The 13802-nt window shown below is 69.7% G+C and carries 14 protein-coding genes; 9 read left to right on the top strand and 5 right to left on the bottom strand.

Translation table 11 applies throughout. The features are described from left to right. Positions 1–107 precede the first annotated feature (107 nt). A complete protein-coding gene (locus BM286_RS11180; RefSeq protein WP_092922140.1) occupies positions 108–623 on the bottom strand; it encodes a CNNM domain-containing protein in 516 nt (171 codons plus the stop codon). Positions 624–1070: 447 nt separating this feature from the next. On the opposite strand from BM286_RS11180, the gene BM286_RS11185 reads away from it, so the two are divergent. Beyond that, positions 1071–1529 carry an SRPBCC family protein gene (locus BM286_RS11185; protein WP_092922143.1) on the top strand — a complete coding sequence of 153 codons (459 nt, stop codon included), beginning with the start codon at positions 1071–1073 and terminating at the stop codon, positions 1527–1529. A 37-nt stretch (positions 1530–1566) separates the two neighbouring features. Here BM286_RS11185 and BM286_RS11190 read toward each other — a convergent pair whose 3' ends face one another. Both BM286_RS11190 and BM286_RS11195 read right to left on the bottom strand, forming a co-directional pair. Next, positions 1567–2049, bottom strand: a complete 483-nt coding sequence (locus BM286_RS11190) for a VOC family protein (protein ID WP_092922146.1) — start codon at positions 2047–2049, stop codon at positions 1567–1569. A 173-nt stretch (positions 2050–2222) separates the two neighbouring features. Next, positions 2223–2672, bottom strand: a complete 450-nt coding sequence (locus BM286_RS11195; RefSeq protein ID WP_092922149.1) for a DoxX family protein — start codon at positions 2670–2672, stop codon at positions 2223–2225. 69 nt (positions 2673–2741) lie between these two features. Between BM286_RS11195 and BM286_RS11200 the strand changes: the two genes are divergently transcribed. Together BM286_RS11200 and BM286_RS11205 are read left to right on the top strand one after the other, a co-directional pair. Beyond that, positions 2742–3122 (top strand): winged helix-turn-helix transcriptional regulator, encoded by a 381-nt coding sequence (locus BM286_RS11200; protein ID WP_092922152.1) that lies wholly within the window; start codon positions 2742–2744, stop codon positions 3120–3122. 340 nt (positions 3123–3462) lie between these two features. Then, the gene (locus BM286_RS11205) at positions 3463–3948 is read left to right on the top strand and encodes a hypothetical protein (protein ID WP_092922155.1); all 486 of its coding nucleotides are present in this window, start codon (positions 3463–3465) and stop codon (positions 3946–3948) included. Between the two features lie 10 nt (positions 3949–3958). On the opposite strand, the gene BM286_RS11210 is transcribed toward BM286_RS11205, so the two are convergent. After that, positions 3959–4237 (bottom strand): acylphosphatase, encoded by a 279-nt coding sequence (locus BM286_RS11210; protein WP_092922157.1) that lies wholly within the window; start codon positions 4235–4237, stop codon positions 3959–3961. Between the two features lie 83 nt (positions 4238–4320). Between BM286_RS11210 and BM286_RS11215 the strand changes: the two genes are divergently transcribed. From BM286_RS11215 to BM286_RS11235, 5 genes are all read left to right on the top strand, one after another. Further along, entirely contained in the window at positions 4321–5808 is a 1488-nt protein-coding gene (locus tag BM286_RS11215) for a phosphohexomutase domain-containing protein (protein ID WP_092922159.1), read from the top strand. A 211-nt stretch (positions 5809–6019) separates the two neighbouring features. Then, positions 6020–7153, top strand: coding sequence for a BMP family lipoprotein (locus BM286_RS11220; protein ID WP_092922161.1), 1134 nt, complete (start codon positions 6020–6022; stop codon positions 7151–7153). 252 nt (positions 7154–7405) lie between these two features. Then, positions 7406–9082, top strand: coding sequence for an ABC transporter ATP-binding protein (locus tag BM286_RS11225; RefSeq protein ID WP_092922163.1), 1677 nt, complete (start codon positions 7406–7408; stop codon positions 9080–9082). Continuing rightward, the gene (locus BM286_RS11230) at positions 9079–10383 is read left to right on the top strand and encodes an ABC transporter permease (protein WP_092922165.1); all 1305 of its coding nucleotides are present in this window, start codon (positions 9079–9081) and stop codon (positions 10381–10383) included. Before BM286_RS11225 ends, BM286_RS11230 begins: the two co-directional genes overlap by 4 nt. Continuing rightward, positions 10376–11428 carry an ABC transporter permease gene (locus BM286_RS11235; RefSeq protein ID WP_092922167.1) on the top strand — a complete coding sequence of 351 codons (1053 nt, stop codon included), beginning with the start codon at positions 10376–10378 and terminating at the stop codon, positions 11426–11428. Before BM286_RS11230 ends, BM286_RS11235 begins: the two co-directional genes overlap by 8 nt. 41 nt (positions 11429–11469) lie before the next feature. Here BM286_RS11235 and fer read toward each other — a convergent pair whose 3' ends face one another. Then, entirely contained in the window at positions 11470–12270 is an 801-nt protein-coding gene (gene fer, locus BM286_RS15930; protein ID WP_092922169.1) for a ferredoxin Fer, read from the bottom strand. A gap of 158 nt (positions 12271–12428) precedes the next feature. Here fer and BM286_RS11245 point away from each other — a divergent pair, with 158 nt between their 5' ends. Beyond that, positions 12429–13799 carry a geranylgeranyl reductase family protein gene (locus tag BM286_RS11245; RefSeq protein ID WP_092922171.1) on the top strand — a complete coding sequence of 457 codons (1371 nt, stop codon included), beginning with the start codon at positions 12429–12431 and terminating at the stop codon, positions 13797–13799. Positions 13800–13802 lie beyond the last annotated feature (3 nt).

The following is a 13802-nucleotide window of genomic DNA, read 5'->3' on the forward strand; positions in this document are numbered from 1 at the left end:
CCGGGTTAAACCCACGCCCGCGGTTATCGGCGGCGAGAACGCAGGCGGGCGAGACGGGAGCGGCGCGCGAGGCGAGCGCGCTGCGAACCGTCGGGAGTCGGCACGATTCACTCCGTGTACGGCTTCTCGATGCTCGCGTCGCCGCTGATGTACGCGTTCATGCGACGGGTGATCCCGTCGAAAAACGTTATGACCGGCGAGAGAACGCGTTCGACGAGTCGGATCGGCGACGCGACCCGGAGCGACCACGTCTCCGCGTTTCCGAGCCCGAACGCCTTGGGGACGATCTCGCCGAACACGAGGACGAGGAAGCTGGTACACGCGGTCGTCACCGCGACCGCCGCGCCGGGGGGGAGATAGCTGGCGACGAGGAGCGTCACGATACTGGAGATCGCGATGTTCACGACGTTGTTGCCGACGAGCAGCGTCACCAGCAGCCTGTGGGGATCGTCGCGAAGTTCCTTCAGCGCGAGCGCCCGCGGGTCTCCCGTCTCCGCCCGTCGATCGAACCACGCCGCCGGCAGCGAGAAGATCGCGGTCTCCGAACTGGAGAAGAACGCGCTGACCGCCAGCAACACGGCGACCGTCGCGACTCCGACGACTCCGATCGTGACTCCGACCATACGGCGTATTTAAAAACGAGGACAAAGAGAGTGTCGGCCGGACGCCGGGTATCGATGCGTTCGCGCCTCGCTCGCGGTCGGCGTGTAAACCGGCGTCACTCAGCGACTCGGGCGGTGTTCGGGAGACGAGCCGTCGGGTTACTCCTCTTCTTCCGCTTCCTCGACCGGCCCCCGTCCTCGCTCCCAGACGGCGTCAGCCGAGGTGTCGTTCGGCGCTGTGTGAGAGACGTCTTTCATGGTGTCGCGATCGCTTGCCATATTGACTCCTGCTACCTCGGAGTCCCGTATTAACCCTTCGTGGAAAGAGATAATGAGTCCTCATACCATATAAGGTATTAATATGAAACGATGCGGCGACGACTCGGTCGATAGACGTACTTCGAATTGGCACCGATACGGACCTCCGAAACCGGACGAACGTCCGTATTCGAGCGGGAGACCGCAGCGATGAGGCGTCCCGCCTCCGAAAGACACGGCGTGTCCGGAGATTCCGGTCGCGACGACGGAGCCGCCGTGGTCCGCGAAGGGGCAACGCTCGCGGTCGGCCGCGACGTCGACGCGCCGCCCGAGCCGACCGCGAAGGCGCTCCGCGACACCCGGCGGTGGCCCGACTGGAGCCCGTCGATCCGCGGCGTCGAGAGCACTGACCGATACGTCGAGACCGGGACGACGGGACGCGTCCGAGTCGCCGGCGCCTGGGCCCCCTTCCGAGTGACGGGCGCGACCCGGCTCCGGTGGGACTGGCGGGTCGCCGGAGTCCCCGCGACCGGCCACCGCGTCGACCGGTACTCGGGGGAGCCGGAGCGGTGTCGGGCGGTGATCGAGGTCCCCCTGCTCGCGGCCCCGTACGTCCCGGTCTGCCGGCGCGCGCTCGACCGGTTCGCGGCGCTCGTCGAGGGGGAGTGACCGCGACGAGGCCCTCCCGTTGCGACGCCCGGGCGCCTCAGTCCTCGTAGCCCTCCTCGAACGGGTCGATGACCTCGCTGCCGGGCTCGTCTTCGTCGCGGGTGAATCCGGGCCCCCGCGTCGCCAGCTCGAAGACGAGCCCGTCCGGATCGGTGAAGTAGACGCTCTTGAAGTAGGTTCGGTCTTTCACCTCCGAGACCTCCACGTCGTGGGATTCGAGGTGGTCTCGCCACTCGCGGAGCGTCTCCTCGTCCTCGACGCCGAACGCGAAGTGGTGGCTCGCGCCCGGGCCCGGAGTCCCCTGCGAGTCCGGGTACTCGAAGTAGGTGACGTTGGCCCCCGGTTCGCCCGTCGGCGTGGGCGAGAAGTAGTAGTGCGGCGTCCCGGGGTCGTCGTAGTTCTGGGTCCGCTTGACCGTGTGCCAGCCGAGGACGTCCTCGTAGAACGCGGTCGTCTCGTCCATGTCGGTACAGATGTTCGTGACGTGGTGGAGTCCGGTCGTCGGCGGCGCGTCGGTCATGATCTGCGTGAACGGTTGTCGGGAAGGTAGTTAGTCGTACTGGCGGCTCGAGAGGTAGTCGGACGGCGGCGCGAGAATGGATGCGTCCTGTGCGCGTCGGTCGCGCGTCGACAACGGTCAGTCGGAAAACGGTTCGATCGCGGCTCAGAACGGCCGAACGGTTCGATCGCGGCTTAGAACAGGCCGAGGCCGACCGCGTACGGCCACGCGGTGCCGCCGACCGCGAGCAGCGCGAGCGCGGCGCCGGCGCCGTAGACGTTCTTCAGGAAGCTCGTCATCTCGTTCTGCTTCTCCTCGGGGTCGTCCATCGACCAGAAGTCGTGCATCGTCACGGCGGAGACGAGGAGGAAGAGGGCGAGGCCGCCCGCGGCGACGACGGGGAACGCGCCCGCCGCGACGCCGAGGCCGCCCAAGACGAGGACGGCGCCGGAGGCGATCACCGAGAACTGCGGCGCGGGGAGGCCCTTGAACTCGGCGTAGCCCGCCATCGTCTCGAGGTCCATGAAGTGGTTGAGCCCCATGAACGCGAGCGTCGCGCCGAAGACGATCCGGCCGAGCAGGAAGAGTTCGCCCGCGAGGGGAGTGTCGAACTGGAGCGGTGTCGCTGCGATTTCAGCTAACATCGTGTAACCTGCTATACGCACGTAACCTATTTATCGCTTCCCGGACAATAGGGTAAGCAGGTAACACCGATGTCATCGCAGGAACTCGCCGGCTCCGAACCGGCGGAGACGACCGACGCAGAGTCCCGGAACGCCGCCCCCGACACGCCGTGTCCCGTCGTGGACTCGCTCGAACAGATCGGTTCGCGGTGGCGGCTCGTCGTCCTCCACGAGCTGTTGAACGGCGAGGCGCGGTTCAACGAGCTGAAGCGGGAGACGGACGCGAACGCCCGCACCCTCTCGCGCGTGCTCGACGACCTCCAGGAGACCGGCTTCGTGGATCGGCGGTTGGAGGAGGACTCGCCGGTGGCGACGTACTACAGTTTAACTGATAAAGGCGAGTCGCTCGCCCCCGTCTTCGAGGAGATCGACGACTGGGCCCACGAGTGGCTGGCCGAGTGCGACGCGTAAGACCTGAATCGCGGGGATCTTCGATTTTTCACGGGGATCGTCGTTCGGTTTCGGCCCACTCGTGAGTCGCTGACCGCGGATCGACCGCGAACGCCTCTAAAGCCCCGCGGCTGGCCCTTTGAATCTCACCCGACCGCACCGCACGGCACCTCACGCCTCCCCAGCCTCGCGGTTCGCGCTCTGCGAGCGCTCACCGCGTCCCTCGCGCGTGCTGGCTCGCGACCGCCTTCGGCGGCCGCTCGCAGGCACGCGCCGCCGCATCGTCTATTTATCACCCGTACCGCCGCGATCGCGTTCCGCCGGCGAAACGCACACCCCTCTCGGGCGCGTACGGATCGGCGTGTACGCCGGACTGAAGAACACCCCCTGTTGCCTGTGCGGCCGGGACGACACCCACACCCGGATCGCGGTGCCGCCGCGGGCGCTCCGGCTGATGGAGAACGGCGGGCCGATCGCGTGGCGCGACGTGGTCGGGACGGTGACGCTCCGCTTCTGCGCCGACGACTGGGCCCTCGTGAGCGACCTCGCGGTCGAGATGGACACCCATCCGCTCTCTCGATGTAACGCGGCCCACGTCTCCTTGGACCTCCGCGAGGACCACGAGGCGCTGCTGTCCGCGACGAAGGACGAGACCGACCAGACCGAGCTGGAGGCGCGGCTCGCGAGCGAGGCCGAGGCGACTCTCGACGCGGTCGACGACCCCTACACCGAGGAGCGCGACGTGGTCGAAGCCGTCGTCGTCCTGCGCGCGCTGGAGGAACTCGGCGTGCGAGACGGGCCCGGCCGCGGCGCTACCGGGTCGACGGCGGCCGCGGACGACGACTGAGCCGACCGCCTCACCACCTGACCTCGAACCCCTCTGCGCCCTCCGGCTCGCCGTACTCGACGTCCACGTCCTCGACCTCGGCGGCCTCGCTTCCGGTCTCGCACCACGCGACCATGTCGCGGACGTCGCCCTCGGACCCCTCGAAGACCGCCTCGACCCGGCCGTCGTCGAGGTTCCGCACCCAGCCGTCGACGCCCTTCTCGCGGGCCGTATCGCGGGTCGTCGCCCGGTAGTAGACGCCTTGAACGCGACCCGAGACGAACACGTGCGCGCGAACGCGGTCGGTCATCGGCCGACCTTGGGACCGCGACCCGTTTAAGCGACCCGCCCGCAACCGACGCCTACTAACTCCCGGGCGCCGAGGTGGGCGACATGGACCTGTTCGGAACCGCCGGGATCCGCGGCGGCGTCGAGGACCGCGTCACGCCGGCGCTCGCGCTCGCAGTCGGGCGGGCGGTGGGCGCCGAGATCCGATCGCGAACCGCCGGGCCGGACGCCGAATCGACCGACGAGTCGGCCGCCGGGTCGAGCCCCGAATCGACCGTCGTCCTGGCCCGCGACGGTCGGGTGACGGGCCCGGCCCTCGCGGCCGCGACGGAGGCCGGCTTGGCCGCCGGCGGCGTCGCCGTTCGCCGCGCCGGCCGACTCCCGACGCCGGCGCTCGCGCACGCCTCGCGCGGCCGCTACGGCGTGATGCTCACCGCCTCGCACAACCCCCCCACGGACAACGGGATCAAGCTGTTCCGGGACGGCGCCGAGTTCGACCGCGACCTGGAGCGCGCCGTCGAATCGCGCGTCGCCGCCGAGGAGTCGGTCGCCCCGTGGGACGAGTGGACCCGGGCCGCCCGGACCGACCCGCTGGAGGGTTACCTGGACGACGTGTGCGAGTACGCCGCGGGGTTCGGCGCCGACCTCGACGGCCTCCGGGTCGCGGTCGACTGCGGCAACGGGATGAGCGCGCCCGCGACGCCGACCGTCCTCCGCGAACTCGGCGCCAGCGTGGTCACGCTCAACGGGAACGTCGACGGCCACTTCCCCGGCCGGGGGAGCAAGCCGACCCCGGAGACGCTGGCCGACCTGCGCGCGTTCGTCGCCGACGCCAACGAGGGCGTGGACGACCCCGGCCGCCCGAGGCCGGACGCCGAAGGCGACGGCGACGCGGAGGGATTCGCGTTCGCCATCGGCCACGACGGCGACGCCGACCGGATCGTGATCGTCGACGCGGACGGGGAGGTCGTCCACGAGGACACGGTGCTCGCGGTGCTCGCGGAGCGATACACCCGTACGAGCGGCGCGGCGGACCCGGTCGTCGTGACGACGCCGAACGCCTCCGGACGCATCGACGAGCGCGTCCGCGAGGCCGGCGGCCGCGTCGAGCGCGTGCGACTCGGCGCGCTTCACGAGGGGATCGCCGCGGTTCGCGGAGAGAGCGCCCCCGGCGACGATACCCGCGTCGTCTTCGCCGCCGAGCCGTGGAAGCACATCCACGTCGGCTTCGGCGGGTGGATCGACGGCGTCACCTCCGCGGCGGTGATCGCCCGTCTCGTCGCTGACGAGGGGCTGGACGCGCTCCGAGAACCGGTCACCGAACGCCCGTACCGGAAGGTGAGCGTCGCCTGCCCCGACGACGCGAAGGCGACGGCGATGGACCGACTGGAGACGGCCCTCCCCGAGGCGTTCCCCGACGCGGCGGTCGACACGGACCACGGCGTCCGGCTGGAGTTCGACGACGCCTCGTGGGCGCTGGTGCGTCCCTCCGGCACGGAGCCGTACGTCCGCGTGTACGCGGAGAGCGACGACGTCGACGCGCTCGTGGCCGAGGTCGAGGAGATCGTCGAGGACGCGGTCGCGGCGGCGTAGAGCGGCAGGCGGTTCGAGCGGCGAGACCCGGTGTTGATCCGTGTCGTTCTCCGCTCCGTTTACGACCGGTATCAATCCGGATTTGTGGATCAAAATCGCGACATTCGCCGGTGATTCCCCAGGTATTCGGCCGCTTCTTTCCACGAACGTGTCTCCTCAGTGCCGAGGGAACGACGAATTTATGCCGCGTTCCGACGGGGATACAGACGAGATGGCATCCGACTTCGAGCGGCGGCGGTTCATCAAGGCGGCAAGCGCAGCGGGCCTCATCGGTCTCGCCGGGTGTAGCGGCGGCCCGAGCGGGAGCGGCGACGGGTCGGGCGGCGGGAACGCGTCCGACGGCTCTTCGGGTTCGGACGGCGGCGAGGGGTCGGACGAGCCCCCGGCGACGGTCGGCATCGTGTACTCCGACGGCGGCCTCGGCGACAACTCGTTCAACGACGCCGCACAGCAGGGAATTCTCCAGGCCGAAGAGGAGTTCGGCATCGCGTACGACGAGTCCGAGCCGGACGGGGCCGGCGAGTTCGGCCAGTTCCAGCAGCTGTACGCGAGCTCGACGGATCCGGACTACGACCTCGTCTCCTGTATCGGGTTCAACCAGGGCGACGCGCTCTCCGAGACCGCGCCGCAGTTCCCCGATCAGGACTTCATGATCGTCGACACGACGGTCGACGAGCCGAACGTCGCGAACTACCTGTTCCGCGAGCACGAGGGCTCGTTCCTGATGGGCGTCCTCGCCGGCCGGCTGACCGAGACCGACTTCTCCGCCGGCGCGGGGGCGACGGCGCCCGACTCGACGAACGTCGGATTCGTCGGCGGCGTCGACAGCCCCGTCATCCGCCGGTTCCAGGCCGGCTTCGAGGCGGGCGTCGACTACGCGTCCGACGACGTCGACGTCATCACGAGCTACGTCGGCAGCTACGCCGACCCCTCCGGCGGCCGGGAGCAGGCGCTGTCGATGTATCAGAGCGGCGCGGACATCGTCTACCACGCCGCGGGCGCGACTGGCGTCGGCGTGTTCCAGGCCGCCCAGTCCGAGGGTCGGTTCGCGTTCGGCGTCGACCAGGACCAGTCGGTCTCTGAGCCGTCGTTCGCCGACGTGATCGTCGCGTCGATGGTGAAGCGCGTCGACACCGCGGTGTACGAGTCGATCTCGAACGTGATCGACGGCAGCCATCAGGGCGGAAACACGATCGCGCTCGGCCTGGAATCGAACGGCGTCGAGTGCGTCTACGGCCAGGAGATCGGCGGTCAGGTACCGGAAGACATCAAGACCGCGGTGGCGGACGCGCGCGACGAGATCATCGCCGGCAACATCGACGTGCCGGAGACGACGAGCAACTGAGCCCGGGAACGCCGGCTCCCGAGCGCGCTCCGAGGCGGCTTCCGGTCTCGGAGTCCGAGCCGACCCGCCCCGGTCTCGGAGTCCGGACTGACCTGCCCCGGTCCCGGAGTCCGGACTGACTTGCCCCGGTCTCGGAGTCCGGACCGACCCGGCGGACGCGACGTTCTCGACCGCCGGTCGCTCGGCGACCGCTCGGGGTGCGTCAGCTCGGAATCCGCGCGTTTTTAGGCTCCGGCGCGGAGTTACGGGTGAATGAACCCGGCGGTCCACTTGGACGGTATCACGAAGCGATTCCCCGGGGTCGTCGCGAACGACGACGTTGATCTCGCGGTGGAGCGGGGGAGCGTCCACGCCCTGCTCGGGGAGAACGGGGCCGGCAAGACCACGCTGATGAACGTGCTGTACGGCCTCTACCGGCCGACCGACGGGACCGTCCGCCTCGACGGCGAACCGCAGTCGTTCGACTCGCCGCGGGACGCGATCGACGCCGGCGTCGGCATGATCCACCAGCACTTCATGCTCGTCGACCCGATGACGGTGTGGGAGAACGTCGTCTTGGGCAACGAGCCGACGACCTGGGGCGGACTGCGCGTCGACAGGGAGGCGGCTCGCGAGGCCGTCGTCGAACTGAGCGAGCGCTACGGCTTCGACGTCGACCCGGACGCGACGATCGCGGACATCTCGGTCGGGGAACAGCAGCGCGTCGAGATCCTGAAGGCCCTGTACCGCGGCGCCGACGTGCTCATCATGGACGAGCCGACCGCGGTGTTGACTCCGCAGGAGGTCGAGGAGCTGTACGGCGTCTTCGAGGAGCTCACCGACCAGGGCAAGACGATCATCTTCATCTCGCACAAGCTCGGCGAGGCGCTCTCCGCGGCCGACGAGATAAGCGTCCTGCGCGACGGCGTCAACGTCGGGACCGTCGCTACGTCGGACGTGACGCGGGAGGAGCTCGCGAAGATGATGGTCGGCCGGGAGGTGCTGATGGACCCCGCGACGACGCCCCAGGAGGCGGGCGACCGGGTGTTGGAGGTCACCGACCTCAGCGTCGACGACGACCGGGGCGTGGAGGCGGTCTCCGACCTCTCCTTCGAGCTCCGCGCCGGCGAGATCATGGGCGTCGCGGGCGTCGACGGAAACGGTCAGCTACAGCTCGTGGAGGCGATCACGGGCCTCCGCAGACCGTCGTCCGGAGACGTCCGCTACCGCGGCGAGCCGATGGCGGGGAAGACCCGCCGCGACCGGATCGACCGCGGGATGGCGTTCATTCCCGAGGACCGGCAGGAGCGGGGCCTCGTGATGTCCTACGATCTCACCGAAAACGCCATTCTCGGAAGCCAACACGACCCCCCGTTCGCCGAGAGGGGTCGGATCGACTGGCGGGCGTCCCGAGACCACGCCGAGTCCGTCATCGAGCAGTACGACGTGCGACCGCCCGACGCCGACGCCGAGGCAGAGTCGCTGTCGGGCGGTAACCAGCAGAAGTTCATCGTCGGCCGCGAGTTCGAGCGCGACCCCGACCTCGTCGTCGCGACGCACCCGACCCGCGGCGTCGACATCGGATCGACGGAGTTCCTCCACGATCGGCTGCTCGACCTTCGTTCGCAGGGGAAGGCCGTGCTTCTGGTGTCATCGAAGCTCGACGAGGTACAGGGGCTCTCCGACCGGCTCGCGGTGATGCACGAGGGCGAGTTCACCGGGGTCGTCGACCCCGCGACCGTGACCGAGGAGGAGATCGGTCTGCTGATGGCCGGCGAGTCGCTCGACGACGACTCCGTCGAGGGGGCGGCGCTTCACGAGGCGGCAAGCGAGGAGGTGGGGGGCGAGGAGACGGCAAGCGAGGGGGCGGCAACCGAGGAGGTCGAGGGCGAGAAGGCGGGCGAGGGGATCGACGACACGACCGCCGGCGACGAGGGGGTGGACGCGTGAGCGAATCGGACGCGGACGGGCGCCCGTCCGTCGTCGCCCGCCTCGTCGCGCCGTTCGTCGACCGGAGCGTCGCGGAGCGGCTCGTGATAAGCGTCGCCGCGATCCTGCTTTCGATCGTCATCGGCTTCGCGATCGTGCTCGTCTCGGGCCGGATCGCCGAGTGTACGACCGCGGCCTGGACGATGCCGCTCACGGGACTGGGGTTCTGTTACGACCCGGTCGAGGTGTACGTCGTGCTGTTCAACGGCGCGCTCGGCTACCCGTTCGCCGTCGGTGACCCCGGCCTGTTGAATCCCGAATGGACCCCGTTCAACCTCTCGTTCGGCCTGACGCTTTCGGAGACGACGCTGCTGATCTTCACGGGGCTGTCGGTCGCCGTCGCCTTCCGCGCCGGCCTGTTCAACATCGGAACGCAGGGGCAGCTCGTCGTCGGCGCGCTCGCGACCGCGCTCTCGGTCCTCGCGGTCGCGCCCCTGCTCCCCGCCGGTCGGATCGCTGGGGTCGTGCTGGTCGTCATCGGAGCCGCCGCCGGCGCCGTAGCCGGCGGGTTCTGGGGGGCGATACCCGGGGCGCTCAAGGCGTACGCCGACGCCAACGAGGTGATAACGACGATCATGCTCAACTTCGTCGCCGCGAACGTCGCGTACGTGCTCGTGTTGGAGGTGTTCCGCGCCGAGGGCTCCTCAGTGGTCGCCACCAGGTACGTCCCCGAATACGCCCAGTTCCTCCCGTGGCTGTTCCCGCAGTCCAGCGACTTCGCGCTGATCGCGCTCCTCGTCGGTGTCGTCTTCATCGGGGCGCTCTACTACTTCGTCGAGCACACGTCGCTCGGGTACGACCTCCGGACGAGCGGCGTCCAGGCGGCGGCCGCCGAGTACGGCGGCGTGAACGCGAAGCAGACGACCGTGCGGGCGATGACGCTGTCCGGCGCCCTCGGCGGCCTCGGCGGCTCGGTGTGGGTGCTGATGTCCGAGGGGCGGTGGATGGCCTCGGTCCCCGACCTCGGCTTCGACGGCATCACCGTCTCGATCCTGGCCGGAAACAACCCGATCGGCGTGTTGCCGGCGGCGTTCCTCTTCGGGGTCCTGAAGGGCGGCGCCCTGGAGATCGGCTTCCGGACGGACGTCCCCACGGAGCTCGTCGCGGTGTTGCGCGGGCTCATTATCCTGTTCGTCGCGATGCCGGAATTCTTCCGGATGATCGGGCGATACACCGGCGTCGGCGGGCCCCCAGGCGGCGTCCCGGGGACGACCGAGCCGGACGAGACCGCCGGCGGTGACCGGGGTGAGACCGATGCGTAACCCGCTCGCGGCCGCGTCGATCCCGATCCTCGACGACCTGATCGAGTCGGACTACGTGCGCTCGCTGGTCGTCGGCACCGCCGGGCTGCTCGCGCTGCTCGGCGCGTTCGGGCTCGCGTTCCCGGGTTCGGTCGCGGGCGACCTCGCCGGTATCGTCTTCTCGACGAGCACCGCGACGTCGACGGCGCGGCTCGCGGCGCCCATCGTGCTCGCCGGGCTGGGCGGCATCTTCGCCGAAAAGTCGGGCGTCATCAACATCGGGCTGGAGGGACTGCTCATCATCTCGGCGTTCGTGTCGGTGTACGCCGCGTCGGTCGTCGGCATCGGGAACGCCGTCCTCGGCGTCCCGGCGCTCGCGGTCGGGTTCCTCGCCGGCATCGCCGCGTCGACGCTCCTGTCGGCGCTGTTCGCGGTCGTCTGCATCGAGTTCAAGGCCGACCAGATCATCGCCGGGCTGGCCGTCTGGCTCATCGCGTTAGGGCTCGCGCCGTTCATGTCGACCGTGTTCTTCGGCGGCGTCAACACGCCGAACCTCGGCGCGAACGTCGGATGGCGGTACTCGACCGCGATGGTGATCGTCGCGACCGTCGGCTCGTGGTGGCTGTTGAACCAGACCGGCTTCGGGAAACACCTCCGGGCGGCCGGCGAGAACCCGAAGGCGCTCGACACGGTCGGCGTCTCGGTCTCGAAGGTGCGGTACGCCGGCGTCCTGCTTTCGGGCGTCCTCTCCGGGGTCGGCGGCTCGGCGCTGGCGCTGTCGATCGGGCAGTTCGTCGGCTCCGGCGAGACGATGGTTCAGGGGAAGGGGTTCATCGCCATCGTCGCGTACCTGTTCGGCAACTACAACCCGCTCGGGACGCTCGGCGCCGGCGTGCTGTTCGCCGGCCTCGACGCGACCCAGATCCGCCTCCAGCAGCTCGGCTACGCGATTCCGGACACGCTGGTCCAGACCATCCCGTACGTCATGGTGATCGTCGTACTCGCGCTGGTCGGCCGGACCCAGATCCCCGAGGCCGCGGGCGAACACTACGAGACCGAGGAGTAGAGACGGCGAGGGGAACGGCCGCCGCGAACGCCGCCCCGCGGTCAGTCCGACGCGCTCGGGTCGTCGGCCGGCGACGGCAGCCGCAGGTCGGCGAAGTCGTCGGCGTCGCCGACGCCGGTGACGATCTTGACCTCGTCCGTGATCGGGACGCCGACGCAGGAGAGGCGCGCGTTCTCCTCGCGGATCTGCTCGTCGGAGAGGACCGACTGGCCCGGCATCGCCACGTCGCCCTCGACGACGATCACGGCGCAGTTCGAGCAGGCGCCGCCGCGACAGGCGTACGGCCACGAGCGCCCGCCGCGTTCCGCGGCCTCGAGGATCGACTCGCCGGGCTCGACGAGGAACCGACCGTACGCCGGCAGGTCGAGGTCGGCCTCGGCCGCCTTCTCGAAGAGGTCGTCGTCGTCGACCGCCCAGCCGCGCTCGGCCATCACGTCGCGGTCGAGGTGGTAGACGGTCGACGGCGTGCCGGTACGCACCGGCTCGACCGACCCCTCGGCGTACCGCCGGACCACGTCCGCCGCTTCCGGGACCGGTTCGTCGGCGAGGCCGTCGAACCAGTCACGGACCGTCGCGGGCGCGAGGTTCGACTCGGCGGCGACCGCCTCGATGTCGACCCCTTCGAGCCGGGCGACGGTCGAGACGAACCCCGACGAGTCGAGCGTCGCTATCGTCTCCTCGACCCACTCCTCGGAGCGACCGTACCACGAGGCGAGTTCCGCCGTGCCGATCCCCCGGTCGTACGCGACGGCGGTCATCAGCGCCGCGGTCGCCTCCGACGACCTGACCTCCGGGAGCCACGCCCGGATCCGATCGGCGTCCGTCTGATCGAGTTGGCCCATACCCGTACCACGCGGCTCCGGGGCGTTAAACGGTGAGCCTGAACAGTTAGGCCTCGCGGGCGCGTCCGTCGGACCGCGGTCCGCCCCGGAATCCGTCGCCTCCGACGCGACCGAAACGGGAGCAAAGAGTTTTGCCGGGCGCACGACACGGTCCGGTAATGGATATCGACGAGTACGACGTCGTCGTGGCGGGCGCCGGGACCGCCGGCTGTTACGCCGCCGCGACGATCGCGAACGAGGGGCTCGACGTCGTCATCGTCGAGCGGAAGGACGAACAGGAGGCCGGCCACATCGCCTGCGGCGACGCGCTGAAGGGGGCCGACGCCTTCCCCGAGGCGATCCCGAAAGACCGGCTCGAACCCGCGTTCACGAACACCGGCGTCGACCACGGTCGGTTCGAGATCCCCCAAGAGGACACGGTCTTGGAGATCCCGGTGCCCGGGGAACTCGCCGTCATCGACCGCTGGGAGTACGGCCGACAGATCATCGCCGGCGCCGAAGACGCGGGCGTCGACTTCCACTACGACACCGTCATCAACGACGTGGCGCAAGACGAGACGGGCCGCGTCACGGGGCTTCACGCGGTGCGGAAGGGCGACCCCCGGACCTACGCCGCGGACGTCGTGATCGACGGCGCCGGGTCGCTCTCGCTGCTCCAGGACAAGGCCGACTTCGAGGGGACCACCTTCGACACGAACGTCCGGTACTCGCAGTTCTGCTCGGCGTACCGCGAGATCGTCGAGGTGCCGGAGCCGGTCGAGTGGGACGACGCCTTGGTGTTCAAGGCGACCGACCGCGCCGCGGGCTACCTCTGGTACTTCCCGCGGACCAGCACCGAGATCAACGCCGGGCTCGGCTTCCAGATGACCGAGGAGCCGATGCAGCTCGTCGAGTCGCTGAAGGAGGACCTCCGGGACCGGCCCGAGTTCGAGGGCGCGGAGGTCACGGACAAGCTCGGCGCCGCCCTCCCCACGCGTCGCCCCTACGACTCGGCGGTCGCGCCGGGGTACATGGCGGTCGGCGACGCCGCCGGCCACGTGAACCCGACGACGGGCGGCGGGATTGCGGGGGCCGCATACGCGGGCAAGTACGCCGGCGAACAGGCGGTGAAGGCGGTCTCCGACGGCGACGTGACAGAGGAGAACCTCTGGCGGTACAACACCCGCGTGATGGACCACTTCGGCGGGCGCTACGCCGGTCTCGACGTGTACAACGTCCTCTCGACCGCGGTCGACGTCGACGACCTGATGGGGCTGCTCGCGTCGCTGCCGGGCGAGAAGCTCGCGGAGGCGCTGTACGAGGGGTCGACCTCGATGTCCTTCGGGCTGAAGGTGAAGGCCGCGATCAAGAGCTTCGGCTACTGGGGGACGATCCGAAACTTCTACCAGACGAAGTCGCTGGCCGACGAGCTGCTCGCCCACTACGACGAGTACCCGACGAGCCCCGCCGCGATGGCCAACTGGACCCGCGAGCGCGACGCCATCATGGACCGCGTGTACGAGACGACCGGCGCCGACGCGAAGTACTGAAGC

This window comes from Halorubrum sodomense (assembly GCF_900111935.1).
Lineage (GTDB): Archaea > Halobacteriota > Halobacteria > Halobacteriales > Haloferacaceae > Halorubrum > Halorubrum sodomense.